The 18,404-nt window shown below is 67.4% G+C and carries 10 protein-coding genes; 6 read left to right on the top strand and 4 right to left on the bottom strand.

Features of this window, described 5'->3' with window-relative positions; all coding sequences use genetic code 11:
- Positions 1–21 precede the first annotated feature (21 nt).
- The 5 genes from SK854_RS08305 to SK854_RS08285 all read left to right on the top strand — a co-directional run bounded on the left by SK854_RS08305 (position 22) and on the right by SK854_RS08285 (position 7,877).
- Complete coding sequence (locus tag SK854_RS08305) at positions 22–504, top strand: cupin domain-containing protein (RefSeq protein WP_319974413.1); 483 nt, start codon at positions 22–24, stop codon at positions 502–504.
- Complete coding sequence (locus SK854_RS08300; protein WP_319974412.1) at positions 501–1,400, top strand: acyl-CoA thioesterase; 900 nt, start codon at positions 501–503, stop codon at positions 1,398–1,400. Before SK854_RS08305 ends, SK854_RS08300 begins: the two co-directional genes overlap by 4 nt.
- 25 nt (positions 1,401–1,425) lie before the next feature.
- A complete protein-coding gene (locus SK854_RS08295) occupies positions 1,426–3,012 on the top strand; it encodes an AMP-binding protein (protein ID WP_319974411.1) in 1,587 nt (528 codons plus the stop codon).
- The gene (locus tag SK854_RS08290) at positions 3,009–5,354 is read left to right on the top strand and encodes a bifunctional salicylyl-CoA 5-hydroxylase/oxidoreductase (protein ID WP_319974410.1); all 2,346 of its coding nucleotides are present in this window, start codon (positions 3,009–3,011) and stop codon (positions 5,352–5,354) included. The genes SK854_RS08295 and SK854_RS08290 overlap by 4 nt, the downstream gene beginning before the upstream one ends.
- A gap of 201 nt (positions 5,355–5,555) precedes the next feature.
- On the top strand, positions 5,556–7,877 hold the full coding sequence (locus SK854_RS08285) for a DUF7617 domain-containing protein (RefSeq protein ID WP_319974409.1): 2,322 nt from the start codon (positions 5,556–5,558) through the stop codon (positions 7,875–7,877).
- An 18-nt stretch (positions 7,878–7,895) separates the two neighbouring features.
- On the opposite strand, the gene SK854_RS08280 is transcribed toward SK854_RS08285, so the two are convergent.
- Positions 7,896–8,528, bottom strand: coding sequence for a response regulator transcription factor (locus SK854_RS08280; protein ID WP_319974408.1), 633 nt, complete (start codon positions 8,526–8,528; stop codon positions 7,896–7,898).
- Positions 8,516–10,480: a sensor histidine kinase gene (locus SK854_RS08275; RefSeq protein ID WP_319974407.1), complete on the bottom strand. Its 1,965-nt coding sequence runs from the start codon at positions 10,478–10,480 to the stop codon at positions 8,516–8,518. Before SK854_RS08275 ends, SK854_RS08280 begins: the two co-directional genes overlap by 13 nt.
- Before the next feature lie 158 nt (positions 10,481–10,638).
- Here SK854_RS08275 and SK854_RS08270 point away from each other — a divergent pair, with 158 nt between their 5' ends.
- Positions 10,639–11,313, top strand: a complete 675-nt coding sequence (locus SK854_RS08270; RefSeq protein ID WP_319974406.1) for a hypothetical protein — start codon at positions 10,639–10,641, stop codon at positions 11,311–11,313.
- Positions 11,314–12,383: 1,070 nt separating this feature from the next.
- On the opposite strand, the gene SK854_RS08265 is transcribed toward SK854_RS08270, so the two are convergent.
- The gene (locus SK854_RS08265; RefSeq protein ID WP_319974405.1) at positions 12,384–17,324 is read right to left on the bottom strand and encodes an AAA family ATPase; all 4,941 of its coding nucleotides are present in this window, start codon (positions 17,322–17,324) and stop codon (positions 12,384–12,386) included.
- On the bottom strand, positions 17,321–18,403 hold the full coding sequence (locus SK854_RS08260; RefSeq protein ID WP_319974404.1) for a P-loop NTPase family protein: 1,083 nt from the start codon (positions 18,401–18,403) through the stop codon (positions 17,321–17,323). Before SK854_RS08260 ends, SK854_RS08265 begins: the two co-directional genes overlap by 4 nt.
- Position 18,404 lies beyond the last annotated feature (1 nt).

The following is an 18,404-nucleotide window of genomic DNA, read 5'->3' as shown; positions in this document are numbered from 1 at the left end:
CGGCGGTGAAGAATGCGATATATGGAGCCCGACCTCAGCAAGTACCGGCTCGAAGGCGACAACTCGATGTACCGGCTGCCCAGCGGACTGGTCGCGCCGGTCGTGACGCGCGGCGGCGCCGAGAACCCGGACACCGCGAACTCCGGCGGCGCGATCCGGATCTCGGGCGTGAGCATCCAGCACACCCCGGCCACGCGGCTGTGGTTCGGCAAGGTCACCAACGAGCCCGGCTACCGCTCGGTCTCCCACCACCACGGCGAGGCCGAGACCGGCGGGTACGTGCTGTCGGGCCGGGCGCGGATCTACTTCGGCGAGAAGTTCGAGGACTACCTCGACATGGAGGAGGGCGACTGGGTGTTCGTCCCGCCGTTCATGCCGCACATCGAGTGCAACCTCGACCGCAACAACCCGCTCACGTGGATGACCACGCGGACGCCGGAGAACATCGTCGTGAACCTCGACGACGTCCCGGACGAGGATCTGCGCGACTGGCTGAGCCGATGACCGCCGGGATGACCTCCGCGATCTTCACCGACGCCATCACGCTGGAGAAGGCCGAGTCCGAGCACTTCGACCTCGCCTTCACCGCCGTCACCCAGCCCTGCCCGTGGCCCAAGGCGTATGGCGGAGATCTCGTCGCCGCCGCCGCGGCCGCCGCCATGCGTTCGGTCACCGACGGCAAGACTCTGCACTCGATGCACAGCTACTTCCTGCGCCCGGCCGACATCGGCGCGCAGGTGCGCTACGAGGTGGAACTGCTGCGCGATGGCCGCGGCTACAGCACCCGGCAGGTCCGCGGCTACCAGAACGGCAAGCCCCTCTACGTCTGCCTGGCCAACTTCGCGGCCGGTGAGCCGGGCGGCAGCTTCCGAGCCGAGTTCACCGACGACCTGCCCGATCCTGAGGAGTTGCCCAGCTCGGCGGACTTCCTCGCCGAACGCTCCGGCGGCTCGATGACCGAGGAGTCGAAGGCGTACTGGGCGGGTGGCCGCAGTTTCGACATGCGGCACGTGCCCGGTCCGGTCTACCTCGCGGTCGAGGGGGAGAAGGTGCCGCACCAGGCCGTGTGGATCAAGCCCTTCGACCCGCTGCGCCCGGTCGACGGACTGACCGACGCCCAACGGGACCTCGCGGCGCTCGCCTACGTCTGCGACTACACGATCCTGGAACCCGTCCTGCGCGTGCTCGACCTGCCGTGGGCCCAGCCGGGACTCGTCACCGCGAGCCTCGACCACTCGATGTGGTTCCACCGCGAGGGTCCGGTCGGCGACTGGCTGCTCTACGTCCAGGAAGCCGTCGCCGCCGACGCGGGCAGGGGACTCGGGTACGGCCGGTTCTTCACCCGCGATCAGCAACACCTCGCCACCGTTGCCCAGGAGGGCATGATCCGCGCTTCCTGACCCGCCGCCCGCGGAAGGACTCACCATGGACACCTTCGCTCGCGACCACCTCCCACCTGCGGCGTTATGGCCGACGATCGAGTTCACGACGCCGGAGCTCCAGTACCCGGACCGCCTCAACGCCGCCACCGAGCTGATCGACGTCCCGGCAGCGAAGTACGGCGCCGACCGCCCGGCGTTGCGCACGCCCGCCGGTGAGGTCTGGTCCTACGGCGAACTGCGGACGCGTGCCAATCAGATCGCGCAGGTGCTGATCGAGGACTTCGGTCTCGTCGCCGGGCAACGGGTTCTGCTGCGCTCGCCCAACACCCCGTGGACCGTGGCCGCGTGGCTCGGCGTCCTCAAGGCGGGCGGTGTGGTCGTGACGACCATGGCCGCGCTGCGCACCCGTGAACTGGCGCCGATCGTCGAGCGGACCCGTCCGTCGATCGCCCTGGTGGACCAGCGGTTCGCGGAGGACGTTCGAGCCCTGCCGTCGCTGACCGTGGTGGCGTACGACGACCTCCAGGTGCTCGCCGCGGTCAAGCCGGGGGAGTTCACCGCGGTGGACACGGCTGCCGACGACGTGGCGCTGCTCGCGCCGACTTCCGGCAGCACCGGATCACCCAAGATCACCGCGCACTTCCACCGCGACGTCCTGTCCATCGACAACACCTTCGGCCGGCACGTGCTGCGGCTGACCGAGAACGACCTCGTCGCGTGCACGGCGCCGTTCGCGTTCACGTTCGGCCTGGGCATGCTCGTCGTCTTCCCGTTGCGCGCCGGTGCCTGCGCGTTCCTGACCGAGGCGGCCACGCCCGTCCAGGTCGCGGATCTGGTGCAGGAACACGGAGTCACGGTGCTCGCGACGGCGCCCACGGCGTACAAGGCGATCCTGCGCGATGGCACGGAAGGAAAACTCGCCGGACTGCGGATCGCGGTGTCGGCCGGGGAGCACATCCCGCAGGGGACCTGGCGGCGGCTGCACGACCGGCTCGGACTGAGGGTGATCGACGGCATCGGTGCCACGGAGTTGTTGCACATCTTCATCTCCGCCGCCGGCGACGACATCCGGCCCGGCTCGACCGGCCGGCCGGTGCCGGGCTACCGCGCCACCGTGCTCGGCCCCGACGGCGACGAACTGGGCCCCGGCGAACCGGGACGACTCGGCGTGATCGGCCCGGTCGGCTGCCGCTACCTCGACGACGAGCGGCAGAAGGACTACGTGGTGAGCGGCTGGAACGTCACCGGCGACGTCTTCCACCGCGACGAGGACGGCTACTTCCACTACCACGCCCGCAGTGACCACATGATCGTGTCATCCGGTTACAACATCGGCGGCCCTGAGGTCGAGGAGGCCATCGACACCCACCCGGACGTGCTGGAGTCCGCCGTCGTCGCCAAACCCGACGACGAACGCGGCTCGGTCGTGTGCGCGTTCGTGGTGCTGCGCGACGGCACGCTGGGCGATGACGCCAAGGCGCGTGAGATCCAGGATCACGTGAAGCGGACCATCGCGCCCTACAAATATCCGCGCGAGGTGCGGTTCCGCACGTCGTTGCCGCGCAACGCCAGCGGCAAGCTCCAGCGCTTCACGCTCCGCCAGATCGTTGAGGACGAGGTTCCGTCATGAAGATCGCCATCGTCGGGGGCGGCCCCGGCGGCCTCTACTTCGCCGCGCTGATGAAGCAGCTCGACCCTGCGCATGACGTCACCATCTGGGAACGCGACGCATCCGACGTCACGTTCGGCTTCGGCGTGGTGTTCTCCGACGAGACGCTCGGCGGGATCGAGAACGCCGACCCGGAGTTCGCCGACGCCATGGCGCGCCGGTTCGCCCGGTGGACGGACATCGACATCCACTACCGCGGCGAGAGCCACACCGTCGGCGGGCAGGGGTTCGCCGCGATGAGCCGCAAGGAGCTGCTCGGCCTGCTCCAGCAACGGTGCCGCGACCTCGGTGTGGTCGTGCACTTCTCGACGCCCGCGCCCGCCGTCGACGTCCTGCGCGAGTCGCACGACCTGGTGGTCGGGGCGGACGGCGTGAACTCGTTGGTGCGGCGGTCCTCTGACGTCTTCCGCTCCACTGTGGACCCACGTCGCAACAAGTACATGTGGCTCGGCACGGACCTGGTCTTCGAGGCGTTCCAGTTCTTCATCAAGGACACGCCGTGGGGGACCATGCAGGTCCACGGTTATCCCTACTCCGACAGCGGTTCCACGTTCATCGTCGAGATGCACGAGGACGTCTGGCGCCGCGCCGGTTTCGACACCGGCGAGGAGTTCGCGCCGGGCGCGTCCGACGAACGCGCCGTCGAGCGGGTCCGTGAGCTGTTCGCCGAGGAACTTGCCGGCCATCAGGTGTTCGCCAACAACTCGAAATGGCTCAGCTTCACCACCGTGCGCAACGAGCGTTGGCACGACGGAAACCTCGTCCTGGTCGGCGATGCCGCGCACACCGCGCACTTCTCGATCGGCTCCGGCACCAAGCTGGCGATGGAGGACTCGCTCGCACTCGCCGCGTGCCTGCACGAACACCGCGACGTCGAGACCGCGCTGACGGCCTACGAGACCGAGCGCCGACCCGTCGTGGAGTCGACGCAGCGTGCCGCCCAGGCGTCCCTGGAGTGGTTCGAGAACATCGGCATGTACGCGGACCAGGAACCGACGAGGTTCTGCTTCAACCTGCTCACCCGGTCCCGCCGCATCACCTACGACAACCTCCGCACCCGCGACTCGGAGTTCGCCGACCGCGTCGACGCCGCTTTCGCCGCCTCCCAAGGGCTGGAGACCACGGCGCCGGCGATGTTCCAGCCGTTCCGGCTGGGGCAGCTGGAACTCAAGAACCGCGTGATCGTCTCGGCGATGGACATGTATTCCGCGGTCGACGGTGTGCCGGGCGACTTCCACCTCGTTCACCTGGGTTCGAAGGCCATGGGAGGGGCGGGACTGGTGATGACCGAGATGGTCTGCGTCTCGCCCGAGGGTCGCATCACACCCGGCTGCACCGGCCTGTGGACCGACGAGCAGCGCGACTCGTGGGCGCGGATCGTGTCGTTCGCGCACGAGCGGAGCACCGCCCGCATCGGCCTCCAGTTGGGCCACTCCGGCCGCAAAGGCTCGACCCGCCTGATGTGGGAGGGCATGGACGAACCGCTGCCCGAGGGCAACTGGGACGTCGTCGGCCCGTCACCGCTGCCGTACGGCCCTGGGAACGCCGTCCCGGGCGAAGTCGACCGCGAGCGGATCACCGCCGAGTTCGTGGCGGCGGCGCGACGTGGCGCCGAAGCGGGCTTCGACCTGCTCGAACTGCACTGCGCGCACGGCTACCTGCTGTCCTCGTTCCTCTCACCGATCGCGAACCAGCGCACCGACGAGTACGGCGGCACACTCACCAACCGGCTGCGGTTCCCGCTGGAGGTGTTCGACGCCGTCCGCGCGGTGTGGCCCGCGGAACGGCCGATGATCGTGCGCATCTCCGCGACCGACTGGGTCGACGGCGGCAACACCGAGCACGACGCCGTCGAGATCGCCCGCGCGTTCATCGCCCACGGCGCCGACGCGATCGACGTCTCCACCGGCCAGGTCACTTCGGACGAGCGTCCGGCGTACGGCCGCAGCTACCAGACCCCGTTCGCCGACCGGATCCGCCACGAGGTCACCGGCGCCGCCGTGATCGCGGTGGGCGCCATCGCCTCCTACGACGACGTCAACTCCATCCTCCTGGCAGGCCGCGCCGATCTGTGCGCGCTCGGCCGCACGCACCTCTACGACCCGCACTGGACCCTGCACGCGGCCGCGGAACAGGACTTTCGCGCCGAGTGGCCGGTCCAGTACCGGGCGGGCAGCCGCAAACCGCCGTCCGCGCGCACCGACGCCGTCCGGCCGAGGTTGTCGCTGCTGCGGGCCGACCCTCCAGATCGGAACGTGCACCTGCGCTGGACGCCGCGCCGCGAGCATTCGGTTCTCGGATAGGCACTTCAGGCGCGTTCAGGTGAAACTTCATTCGGCTATGAATTGGAATCTCTTGTCCGGTCACATGTTCCGAGCATCCGCTTTGGTCTGATGGGGCAGACCTCCCACGCACGCGGGTGAGGGGGTTTTTCGAGCACGGGCGCGATCCCTAGCGTCGGCGGTCAGTTTCCCGAACTCCGCCACCGTTGAAGGGACCTGCTCGTGCGAAGACGTTTGCCGGCAATGCTGCTAGCGGGCGTGCTCGCTGGCAGCACGCTCACGGCCGCCGTGCCCGTGGCCGCCCAGCCACCCGTTTCCACGCTCACCAAGTCCGTGCAGGGCGTGTCCGATCCCGCCTCCCACGGCGACAACGCCTCCTGGGTCGTGTCCTATGTGAACGGCGCCAACGGTGCCGCCACGATCACCGACCCCATCGGCCCCGGCCAGACCCTCCTGGCCGGCTCGCTGCAAGTGCCGCCGGGCTGGACCGGCACCGAGGGAAACCCCGTCACCGCAACGAATCCCAACGTGCGCAACGGTGGCAAGGCGTTGTCCAGCCTGCTCACCCCACCCGTGCAGGCCAGCGCGAGCAGCACCGGCGGTGACGGCTTCACCCCGATCCTGCAGCGCACGCCGGACGGCCGTCTGCAGGCGTGGAACGTCTACCACCACGTGGGCCCCGCCGCCCCGAAGCTCGTGTGCACCGATCTCACGACCAGTTCGCTCTGCGCGGGCGGTCCGTGGCCGAAGCCGCTCAACACGGCGCCCGGCCCGTTCGGCACGGGCAACACCGGTGACATCGGCAGTCCACTCGAACCGCAATACGTCCGCGACGAGGCGAATCCCGCTCGCGTGTACTACTCGGCCGTCACGGCGTCCTCGCTCGGCGTCGCCTGCCTCGATCTCGCCGCGCCCGGCAACTGCGGGTTCTGGCCCCTGGTGCCACGGGCAGGGCAGAACGTCGAGATGGCGGGACTCGTCCAGGTCGGCGGAAACCTCTACGGCGTAGCGACTTCCGGCAGTGTGGTGTGCTGGACGATCGCCACGCAGAGCGCGTGCGGAGGCCAGCCCTACGCGCCGATCGTGCCGTTCACCGGCAGCAACAACTACTACCTGGGCGCGCTGACCGTCGCCGGGGGCAAGATCTTCGCCTCGTCGTCACTGCCTGGCGGCGCCATCCCCAGGATGGGCTGCTTCGATCCCGGCACCAACGCCGCGTGCGCGGGCTGGGCCGTCCCGAAGCAGATCGGCCCGTCCGGCAACTTCACCTACAACGCCTACACCGCGTACAGCACAACAGGTGAGGAGACCGGTGCGTGCTCCAGCACGACCGGCCAGAACGTCACCACCTGCTACGCGATCGACGGCTCGTCCCTGCCCGCACCGACGGCTCCCGCCGGGCTGGAGAACGGTGTGATCTCGTTCAACCCCGAGGTGATCCGCACGGGCAACCGCGTCCGCAGCTTCATCGGCATCTGGCTCGGCCCGTACGCGGGTGCCGCGGTGTGTCACGACTGGAGCACAGGAACGTCGTGTGCCGGAGTGCCAACGCGCATCACCCATCCCACCGCCAACGGTGGTGACACAAGAGACTACGGCTACGCCTACGACGTTCCCACCGGTTGCATGATCGGGCTGGGCGACGCGGGCGTGCTGTTCTCGATGGATCCTGACACGGGGGCGTCGCCGTGCGTACGCAGTGGCGCCTCCGTGTCGCTCAACCCCTCGCAGTTCTACTGCGACGGCAAACCGCACGCCACCACCTACACCAAGGCGCGGCTCGTCGGCGTGGCACCGGCGAACGTGAACCTCGGCGCGTCCACAGTGAAGGCCGTGGACGGCGGCGGAAACCCCGTCACCGTCCCGAGTTTCGCTCCTGACGGCACGGTCGACCTGACCGGCGTCACGGCGGCGTCGCTGACCCTCACGGCGTCGCTCGTGCTGAACAACGCCGCGGACTTCGGCGGTGGCAACCCGCCGTCACTGGCCGTGGAGTTCAACGGCGACGCGCCGCAGGTGTGCTTCCGCACCGCCATTTCCGCGGAGTGCGCGGTCACGTCCGTCGCGAACACCGCGAACGGAACCGACGCGACCGGCGCGTTCTCGTCCAACACGGTGACCCGCCAGGTCGCACCGGGTGCGGGATGCATGCCGAACGTGGTGGTGAACAAGGAGATCTGCGGTTCGTACACACCCGCCAACTGCAAGGCGGGCGGTGCTGGTCCCTGGGTGAAGCAAGCACCCGTGGGCGTTCTCGGTCTGCTGAACGCCACGGCGTACTGGCGGATCACCGTGACGAACAACGGCCCGGTCGCGATCGTCGACGCCCACGTGGTCGACGACGTGGAACCGGCCTGCCAGACCGGGCCGTTCACGCTGCAGCCCGGTGAGTCGAAGCAGGTCCACTGCTCGACCTACGCGCTGCTGTCGCTGTTCCCCTTGACCAACAAGGCGAAGGCGAAGTACACGCCGGTCAACGGGACGCGCGTGTACAGCGACTGGTCGTCCGCGAAGGCCTGTTCGCTGCTCTGCGTGCTGGGCTGAGTCGTCAGTGGAGGAGCATCAGCCGTACTCGGCCAGATAGGTCAGGACGGCCAGCACCCGGCGGTGCTCCTCCACGTTGGCGGCCAGCCCCAGTTTCGCCATGATGCTGCCGATGTGGGTCTCGACCGTGCGTTCGGTGAGCCAGAGCCGCCGCGCGATCGCGACGTTCGTGCAGCCCTCGGCCATCAGACCGAGGACCTCGCGTTCGCGCGGGGTGAGTGACCCGGTGGCGGGCCGGCCGAGCAGCCTGCCCACCACCTCCGGGTCGAGTGCCGAACCACCGGCGGCGACCCGCGTGATCGACTCCAGGAAGTCGTCGACCTCGAGAACGCGATCCTTGAGCAGGTAACCGAATCCGCCCTGGCTGACCAGGTCGACGGAGTGCCGCGTCTCGATGTGCTGGGAGAGCAGGAGAATCCCGACGGCGGGCTGGGCGGCTCGGATCCGGCGGGCGGCCCGTGCGCCGTCGTCGGTCAGGTCGGGAGGCATCCGAACGTCCACAACGGCCAGATCCGGCTCTGCCTGCGCCACCACGGCCACGAGGGTCTCCGCGTCGGCGGCTCGGCCCACGATCTCGTGACCCGCGTGGGAGAGCAGGCTCGCGAGGCCCTCTCGGAACAGCGTCGAGTCCTCACCGATCACGATGCGCACGGCAGCACCGCCTGGATCGTCGTGCCGCCACCGGGCCTGCTGTTGAGCAGGAGCGAACCGCCCAGCGCGGCGACGCGGTCGGCCAGCCCGGCCAGGCCGGAACCGCCGCGCGGATCGGCGCCGCCGCAGCCGTCGTCCTTCACCCACACGTTCACCTCGTCCGCCTGCTGCGTGACGCGGACGGTGATGGCGCTGGCGTGCGCGTGCTTGGCGGCGTTGGTGATCGCCTCGGCGGCCACGAAGTAGGCGGTGATCGCGATGTCGTCGGCCAGTGGTTCGGACATGATCTCCAGCGCCACCGGGACCGGCAGCTTGTTCGTGAGCGCGGCGAGGGCGGAGTGCAGGCCGTCGTCGAGGCTCGTGGGACGCAGGCCGTGGGCGATCTGCCGGAGTTCGGCGATGGCGGTGGCCAGTTCGGCGACGCCCTGGTCGAGCAGGGCGTGCACGTCGACGGAACCGGTGGGCAGCTGCCGTTGGGCGAGTCGCATCGCCATGCCCAGTGACACCAGCCGCTGCTGGGCGCCGTCGTGCAGGTCGCGTTCCAGCCGGTGCCGTTCGGCATCTCCGGCCTGGATGATCCGGGTGCGGCTCGCCTCCACCTCGCGCAGGGCGGTGGCGAGCTCGCCGCGCAGCCGGGCGACCTCGACCAGGCTCGCGGCGGCGGTCGCGACGACCCGCAGCACGGCCGGGGTGGTGACGGACGAGGCGAGAACGCCGATCTGCGTGCCGCCCAGCGTGATCGGGACGAGCCCGGTGTCGGTCACCGGCGCGCCCTTCGCGTCGGTGAAGCCCGTTGACGCCGGGAGCAGCAGTCCGATCCTGAGCGTGGTGTCCCGCAACGCCGTGCGCAGCGTCGCTTCGAGCTCTTCCGGTTGGGCGGCTTGCGTGTGCACGCGGTGTTGCAGATCCTCGATGGCGAGCAGAGCGGCCCTGGTGCGCGGGAAGAGCCGACGGTCGACCTCCCGTTGCAGACGCCGGCGGACGGGCGTGAGCAGCACGGCGCAGACCGCGGTGGCACCGGCCGCGGCGGCGGGGGAGTCCTGGCCCACCACGAGGCCGAGGGTCAGGGCCGACAGCGCATAAGCCCCGATGAGGACCAGCAGGACGATCGTGTAGCTGATGGTGTCTGCCAGCACGCGGTCGACGTCGTAGAGGTCGTGGCGCAGCATGGCGACACCGACCGAGCAGAACAGCGCGACGATCGTGACGACGCCGAACACCGTTGCCACGACCCCACTTCGGCCGGTCACGACGATCTCGGCCAGGCACACGACGGGGTACGCGGTCGCGGCCAGCCCGGCGAACGCGAGCCACTTCAGCTGCGCCCGGACGACTCCTTCGGACCTGCGGAACCGCACGACGAGCGAGATCCCGGCGGCGAGCAACGTCAGAATCAGCCCGATGTTCACCACGTAGCTGAGCACGTGGACCACATCGGACGGTGGTCCCCAGGGCTTGGCCAGCCCCTCCATCGGTTCGGTGAACGGTTCCTGCGGCGTCGCGCCGAACACCTGCTGCGCCAGGGCCAGGACGACGATCAGCGGCGGCAGCAACGACCACCGCTTCTCGGGCAGCGAGCCGTCCGGGAAGTGGAGCAGCAGCAGCGCGACGGCGGCGAGCAGCCACCAGCCGCTCTCGTTGAGCACCGCGACCACGCGGGAGTCCAGTGGCACCGAGGCCGGATCGGCGAGCCAGGTCCGGTAGTAGACGTCGCGGGCGGCCAGGAAGACCACGATCGCCCCGACCCAGGCGAGGAGCGGCCCGACGGGGTTGGCGCGCACCCGGAACTCGATCGTCACGCCGAGCGCGGCCATGGCCAGTCCGAGCGTCGCGAAGCCGGCGAACGCGCCGATCAGATCGCTCGGCGTGCGGAACAGCAGCCAGCCGGCGCCCGCCGTCATCAGGACGGCGATGCCCAGAAGAGCCAGTCCTGCCGGCCGCGGCCACGTCATCGCCCCAGGGTAAGGCCGGTGTGACGACCTGGCCTCCGTGCCAGTACGGAGAACGGGTCCGGGGCCGGTACTGATGTGTGCGCCGCCCCTCCGCCGGTTCCCTTGAGCTCCTCCGCAGGTTCCTCGGAACCACCGAATCCCATGGAAGGGCAGGAACCATGTCCCTCGACATCACCGCGGCGCACGACACCGCCGCAAGCTCCACTCGGGGACGCGTCGCCGTCCTCGCGGTCGTTCTGGGTGTCACGTCCGTCGCCGCCGTCGCAGGTGGACTGCTCTGGCCGGAACCGGCGGGCGGCGGCGAGACCTACTCCTACGCCGACATCGCCGCCGACCGAGACCTCTGGTGGACGCTGCTCACCGGCCTTGCGGCCATGCAGGTCCTCAACATCCCGTTGCAGGCGCTGGCGACGATGTTCCTGGTCCGGCGCCGCGGCAGCGCCTGGGCGACCTGGGGTGCCGCGCTCATGTGGATCGGCGGCGGGCTGCAGGGCGCCGGGGTCGCGGGCTGGGCGGCGGCGTACTTCTTCCCGACCGACCCCGGCGTCGACGCGGCGGCCGGCGAAGCGGTGATCCAGGCGGCGAACAACGACACTGGGCACCTCTTCGCGTTCATGATCCCCGGTGCCGCACTGGTGTTGCTGGGGACCGTGCTGCAGTGCGTGGGCCTCTTCCGCTCGCACGCGGTCCCGGCGTGGGTGCCCGTGCTCCTGCTGTTCATCGTGCTCACGTTCGTGATCCCAGGCGACGGCCTGGCCGGCCTGCTGACCAGCGTCCCGATGGCGGTGGGCGCGATCGGTCTCGGCTACCATGCCTGGCGCGCGGCAGCGTGAGAAGTGCGGCAAGGTGATCGACAGCAGCGCGTTCGATGGCCCCGACAAGGAACTCTCGCGGACACCCACCAGCGGGTCTTCGAGATGCTGCTGCCCTGACCTCACCTCCAGGCAGGCCGGGGCTGCTCGAGGAATTCCGTGACGGAAAGAACCTCGTCCAGCGGGCGTGCGGTGAGGTCATCGCAGCGAATCAAAAGCGTCCGATGTGGACTTCGCCGGTCCTGAACTGCGCGAGCAGCGCCCCCTCATGCATCACCGGCAGCATCGTCTACGCAGCGATTGAATTGTTAGAAGACGTCAGCGCGGTGCTCAGAGATCATGCACCGATGAGGCCGGACGAGCTGTACGTAGCGATAGAACTGCAAGTTTGGCACGAGCTACCTTCACGAAGCTGATGCTTCCATCAACACCGTATGTACGTCAGATCTGCTGTCGCAAGTTGCATGGATCGCGGTTCAAGGGGGGACTTGACCCCCCACGTGTAGCAAGCGTGCGCAGTTTGTGTGTTCATGCGCTATTGGATAGCTCGAACTCAGTATAGAGGGCCAGTCGGCACTGATCAATCTTTCGGGCTGATCTGTATCGACTGAAGAAGAACTTTCGCGGCGACCTCTTCGGCCGCCGCTTATCTGGAATTAGGCCCATCTGCGCTAGGCGCTGGGTGAGTACGAGCGGTACTACAGCGAGCACCGAGCCCGCCGATCGCTTGCCGACGCGGCACCTCTGCGGGCCGGCCTCAGCCTGGCATACCCGCTCAAATCGAACGCCGCATCACAGACCGACATGATCTTCTTGACTGAGTCATCCACGAGTATCGCCATGTGCCGTGACCTGCATGGACGTAGTTTTCTGCACGCGCACCGCTCACAGAATTAGGCTTTAGCGACGTTCATCGTCGGCGAGTGCTCGGCGGCTTGATCAACGAGTACGAACCTGCAGCTGCTTGATCCGCAGGTCAGGCCCGCCGGGTCGTGTTTTGGCACCCGCAAGCACGCGTCGCTGGTCGGTTAGAAGCTCCTTGTAGGCCATGGCCGCGCCCAGCGATCCGTACCGCTTCGGTATTCGTGTCACTAGTCGCCCACTGTCGGCAGTACAGTGTCCGCGCCCAGGCAGATGAGCGGCCAACCGAAGGGTGACTCCGCCACAGTGCCGGCCACCGCCTGCGCGACTGATTTGCCAGGCGTCAACTGACGGTAGAACGACTCCAACACGAGCATTTTCTGCTCTTGGGTCAGATGCGCGGTGAACGTGACGACACATCGCACTCCTGCCTGCAGCAATGCCCCCGCGAAGCCGAAGGCGTTACTTCCCCTCGACCACGCCTGGTCGGCCAGCACGCCGAACGCGTCGAGCACGACCACACTGGGAGCTTCGGGCAGTTCCCGGATCGCGTCGGGGAACAGCGGCCCGTCGGCCAGGTGCAGGCCGCAGTACCAGGCGTTGCCGTCGGATTCGTCCGGCTGGGCGGCGAGGAGCACGAGACGCGCTCCGTTCGCCGCCGCAAGTACGGTGGTCAAGTCGGCCCGAGAACCTTGCACCGAGATATCGTGCCGATCGGCCAGTTCGCCCAGGTAGTCGCGGTTCGACGCCATCACCGTTGGGCCGTTTGAGATCTGCCGTTGCTCAGCACGTGACCATGCGCTGGCTGACGGCACAACAGTGACCGGCCGTCCACGCAACGATGGCATGGCTCCCCAGGGCAGCAGGCGCAGTGCTCCGGATGGCGCGATGATCAGCTCACAGTCGCCGAAGGGAAGCGCCAGGGGTTCAAACAGTTGCTGGTCGATGTTCGATGAGTGGTGTTCTGCTGCCAGAAATGCCTCGCGAAATTGCTCTTCAGGCAGTTGGTGCGCTGATGTGAGTTCACGGAGCGCCGAGCGCAGGTGCCGTAAGCACTCGTTGAGCTCAATAGTCTGGCCGAGCTCGACGACAGATACGCCGGTGGCTGAGATCTTCATCGCGATGAGGACGTTCTCGATCTCGCAGAACACGATGAGCATCCGGTCGTCGAGCTGGGCTGCAATGGCATCGCTGGAGACGACGGGGTTCTCGGGCATACGACGTCGTCTATTGAGCAACTGTTCGAGTATGGCGTCATCGGCGGGCCGGCCGTGGAACATCGCGTGCTGGCGGCGTCTGGCCGCAATGCGCCGGGTGTTCGCTTCGCTGTGTGCCGTTGCTGGGGCTTGGACGTAGACGTCAGCGTTCGCGCGTTCCACACAGGTAAAGAGGTCTGGTCGGCTGTACTGCCAAGCGACAAGCACCGCCAGATCTGACAGCGCGAGGCCGTTGAGCGCGACGCCGACCGGCATGTCGAGCGTGCCGAGACGGTCGGAATCGCGGATGAGCTCGGCGAAACCGTCAGCCGCCTGCGTCAGAACGGTGCGGTGGTTTCCTTCTGCAGCAGCGAATTCAGCCGCACAGAGGTGAACGGATAGACGGCAGTCCAGTGGGCTCAGATGGTCCACTGCTGGAAGAGTCGCCAGCTGATGTGCCGCGGCGTCCAGGTTTCTCCTGCGCACGAACAATCGCACGGAAAGAGTCGCGGCCACGAGAGCTTCGTCCAGAAGTCCAAGCTCGAGGAGTTCCGCCCGAATAGTGAAGATGTGTCTGGCCGAGAGGAAGTTGACCCGTTCTGGCAATTGGTCGTCCGCGAACCGGGCCCGAATCCTGGTGAGGTCGCTCACCGCGGCGCGTGTGCGGTCGTCGCGCCGGATGAAGCGGCGGTTCGCCGAACGAGCGTGCTCGCTCGCACCGGTGAACACGCCGGAGAGGTAGGCGGCCACCGCCGTTCGGTGTTCGGCAACAGCGAGGTCGTGCCCTGCGCGTGCGGTTCTAAGCCGGGGTATCAGTCGGAAGAGGACGTCCTCAGCGTGACTGGGGAGACCTGCGGCGAGTAGTGCGTGGGACAGGCCGAGAAGCGCGCTGGGGGATATTGGCGCCTGCTGGTAGTGCGCGATGGCGGTAGAGAAATCGGCACGAAGAGCGGCAAGATCGGCAAGCTGCTCACTTGCCGCGTATCGACGCCAGTCGTCGGCAGGGGCTATTTCGGTCGTGCGCACGAAGTCCTGTTGGGCCTCGGTGAATCTGCCGGCCGCGACCAGTGCGATCCCTCGTCCAAGGAGGCCGGCGGGCAGGTCATTCGGGCTGAGCAGATCGGCGGCCGCCCAGCGCTCAAGGTCGGTGACGGTGTCGTCGTACAGGCTCAACGCCTCGTCCATCCGACCGGTGCGCGCTGTGAGCCGGCAGAGCTGCAGGTTGACTGTGGCGATCGTGTGCAGGTTGTCGGCGAGTACCGCAGCTTGGGCGAGCATTTCCAGTGCTGCTTCGGTGTCCGTCATCGCCTCGGTCAGCTCAAGTATGAACTGGACCCGCGTGTCGACGCTGATTCCATCCAACAGGTGGGTGGACCGAGTGAGGTCGAACGCGTTCGACGACGACGGTGCTGTGTAGTCGCTGTCCGTCCCACCTGCAACCGCGTCATCGGCGTCCTGCTGGTAGATCTCGGTCAACAACCGCGCCGCACTGTTGTCCTCGCTGGCGCTCTCGGCGTCGATGACCGGGGCCAGCCAGTCGGCTGCCAAGAGGGTGAGCGAGGCACTCTCCGCGGCCGTCGACATGAATCTGTTGATCGTCTCCTGCGGCGACTCTCCGAACTGAGTCAGGAACTGGTACACGTCTCGGGGGTCGAGGTCTTCCCGGCGCAGCGCCGCCGTGAGCAGGTCAGGCGACTGCTGGCCGACCTCGGCGGCGAGCTCACGCAACAGACCGGGTACCCCCGCTACGGTACGCGTACCCAGTTGGTGATAGAGGCTGACCGCATGCTCCTGGAGCATCTGCAGGCTGCTCGCTCCGATGTCGGCACCATGTCTGGCAAGTCGCAGCCTGTGCACGACGAACCGCAGCTCTATCAGCCGGTTGGACTCTGTCGGGACCAGGTCCGCGCTCATGCGTAGGGCTTTGGCGGCGACCGTGTCGGCCTCGTCGAACCGCCCTGCCAGCTCGTGCAGGCGGACGACGTGTGAGGTGAACCGGAACAGCTCTTCGGCGGTGCCGGTCAACCCTGCCTGATCCTGTGCTCGTTGAGCCACATTGAGCGCCGCGTCGAGCTGTCCGAGCTGTTCGAGCGACTGAATCCGTAGGTCGATCGCGTCGTTTGTGTTGCGCAGCACCGATTTCTGTTGGTCGAGCACGTCCAGTGCTTCGGTGAACTTCCGGTCGGCGACGAGATCGTGCAGTTGGCGTAGTACGAGTTTGCTCTGAACAGCCAGATCCGCCGCACGGAGGTCGTCCTCCGGCACCGCGAGATCGGGTGACCTCGCGGCAAGGTACGCCTTTGAGGCGGGAGGGAGCTCGTCGAGCGCGGAGATCAGATACGGCAGTGCTCGGTCGTCCCAGCGTCGATCGAGTGTCTTGCGGCTCTGCCTTAGCATCATCCGGTGGTATAGCTCTTCCGCGCGGTCGACGGCCTCCATCCGAACCATGTAAAACTTCACCGCGCCGCGGTGGATCTTCGTGATGGTGTTCGGCTCGCTCTCCGCAAGGTACGAAAGCATAATCTGGCGGATGTCGGGCCTGTGCACGAGTTCGCGGAGGCCGGGCGTGCGTTCGACCAGCATCGCCTCTCTGGCGAGTTTCTCGAATAGCGCGGTGGCGTCGAGCAGCGTTCGCACTCGCACACCACAAGGTTGGGCGAGCACCTGCTGGATCAGCTCCGGTGTGACTCGCCTCAAAGTGAGACCAGGATGGGCGAGCTTGCGTACGTCCGGGTCGTCGATATAACCGAGAAGCCGACGGTAAAGCTCGCCCTCGATCGTAGTCTGGCGCAAAGCGAGGTTGCGCAACGCGTCATCGGTGGGATGTTTGCGGATGACGCCTGCAGCGAGATGCACGCAGAGCGGGCTTGTTCGGATCGAACTGATTACTCGCGCTGCCTGGCCCTGCGAGATGTCGACGAGTGAGCGCAGTAGCTTGATTGCGTGCTGGGTTGAGAGCACGGACAGCTCGATCCGCTCGTGGAACAACTTTGGTGCGGGAGAACGGCCGGCGACGACCACCGTTATGTCGGGCGTGCGCGCGATCAGGTTGACAAGTTCGACGAACGACTCCTGCACGGCCGCGGACCGGCGCTGGACCTCCTCGAACGTGTCGAGGACGAGCAGCGTCGGCCTGCCCTCGACTATGCTGAAGAGCGCGTGCACCAGGTCACGGTGGTCACGCCGATAACCCACTGCGTGGCTGGATGACCGGATGATCTCCGCTCCCGCGCGCAACCGGTCGTTTGCCAATCGGAGCAGTTCGGCAGGCCCTGCAGGATCGGGCATCTGCACGGCGAGTTGCCTGGCCATGGCGGCGATCACCGTGCTGGGTGAGGCAGGGTCGAGTGCGCTGTCGTCGAAGTTGAGGTAGCAGAACCACGTGGTTGGAGCGTGCCGCAGGATGTGCCGCGCCAGCACCGTGGACTTGCCCACCCCGCCCATTCCGTGCACCAGCAGTGGATGGTTTGGCCGGTTCAGGTGGGCGTCGAGCTGGTCAAGTACGTCCTCGCGTCCAACGAAAGTCTTACCCGCCAGAGCGTGCAATGGCTCCAGCAGCGTTGCCTTGCCAAGGGCGTGTTCGATCGCGTGCTCGTCCGGGAGCACGTCGAGGCGTAGCCATCTCGACAGCCAGCTGACCGCACGCAGGTGGGGCAGGTCGAGCTGCGCGAGGTCGACGCTCTTGCCGCGACCGACGAACTGGTCGATCACCCATTGGCGCGGGTCGCCTGGCCGTTCGACTAGCTGTGTCCAGGCCAGGCGCAGCTCGTGTGGTGTAACCCCGGCGACCGCGGAGCGGCGGACCGAGTCGTCGAGACACCAGTGCCGCGTTCCCGACTCGACCCGCACCCGGTGAGAGTCGGGGAACAGCACGCCGCCTTCCTCGTCCACCCCGAGCCAGGTGAGCTCGTAGTGCGACAGCAGGCTTGCGCGCAGTCGCAGCTCACCCGGAGTGATGCTCGTCGACAACCTCATACCTCACTCCTTCCCGGCGCGAACGTGGCGTGAGCGAGTTGGCTCGCTGTGGTGCCGAGCGCGTGGAGGTTCGACAACCCAGGCTCGGTCAACAGTTTGTTCACCGTCTTCGCGATGTCCTGTTCGGACGGCTCGCGGCCGGCCATGACGGCCACGCGTTGGAAGAAATGCCTCAGGTCGGGTTCGGTCACGCCGTCCAGGTGGTCGACAAGCAGGATCTCGAGCACCGACGAGCAGAAGTTTCCGGGATGGCCGGTCGTGATGAGGCGCATCAGCGGCAGCTGCTTGGCTTCGACCTCTTTCGCGAGCTGCGCCACCGCCACGTGCACGTCTTGGCCGACGCTCGGCTGGTCGAGTCCGTCGATGAACACCCAGCGGTCACGTGTGGGCAGGGAGCGGAACTGGCCCACGAACTGGAGCACCAAGTGGCGCACAGCACGGTTCGGATCAGCGTGCGGGTCGAGGGCGGGCATGGCTGACATGCCCATGCGCGTGGCGAGATCCTCCATGAACTGTACGGCGCTGATGCTGGTGTACGAGTCACTCGCGATGTCGACGACGATGAGATCACAAGTGTGCGCGGGATCGTCGAGGACGTGCTGAACGAGGTGACGGGTGTAAGACTTGCCGGAGCCGGCGGGACCTGTAATCGCCAGGATGTGAAAACCTTCGGTGACCATCTGCAGCAGCCTCGCCCGCAGCCTGGTCCGGTCGAGCATCGCCCGCAGCCCGCCAGGCCCGAGGAGCACGGCGTCGTGCCGATCGGGGGTCAGGTACCACTCCGAGCAGACCAGCTGAGTCGAGAGCACCTGTTGCAATGCCTCGGCTGTGGCGGGGTAGGACGTGCGAACCTTGTTGATCAGCGTCTCCAGCTTGCCCGCCATGGCTGCTTCCCGGGTCACAGCGGGCCAGACCGCCGCAGCGGTCTGGCCCGAGATGACGACGTCTCCGGGCTGTATGCCGATTAGCCGACAGAGCTCCTCGATATTCTCCATATGCCACACCGCCGTTTTCAGTGTGTCGTGCAGCACCTGCGCTGCCCCGTCACTCCAATCGGGGCGGTCGACCCAGCGAGCCATG

The sequence above is a fragment of the Lentzea sokolovensis genome (assembly GCF_033949975.1).
GTDB lineage: Bacteria > Actinomycetota > Actinomycetes > Mycobacteriales > Pseudonocardiaceae > Lentzea > Lentzea sokolovensis.
Note: the sequence above shows the minus strand (reverse complement) of the source record. Positions and strands in the feature narration are given on the sequence as shown.

Coding starts and splice junctions, on each gene's coding strand:
- SK854_RS08305 (WP_319974413.1), top strand. CDS start 22: ATGGAGCCCGACCTCAGCAAGTACCGGCTCGAAGGCGACAACTCGATG.
- SK854_RS08300 (WP_319974412.1), top strand. CDS start 501: ATGACCGCCGGGATGACCTCCGCGATCTTCACCGACGCCATCACGCTG.
- SK854_RS08295 (WP_319974411.1), top strand. CDS start 1,426: ATGGACACCTTCGCTCGCGACCACCTCCCACCTGCGGCGTTATGGCCG.
- SK854_RS08290 (WP_319974410.1), top strand. CDS start 3,009: ATGAAGATCGCCATCGTCGGGGGCGGCCCCGGCGGCCTCTACTTCGCC.
- SK854_RS08275 (WP_319974407.1), bottom strand. CDS start 10,480: ATGACGTGGCCGCGGCCGGCAGGACTGGCTCTTCTGGGCATCGCCGTC.
- SK854_RS08270 (WP_319974406.1), top strand. CDS start 10,639: ATGTCCCTCGACATCACCGCGGCGCACGACACCGCCGCAAGCTCCACT.
- SK854_RS08265 (WP_319974405.1), bottom strand. CDS start 17,324: ATGAGGTTGTCGACGAGCATCACTCCGGGTGAGCTGCGACTGCGCGCA.
- SK854_RS08260 (WP_319974404.1), bottom strand. CDS start 18,403: ATGGCTCGCTGGGTCGACCGCCCCGATTGGAGTGACGGGGCAGCGCAG.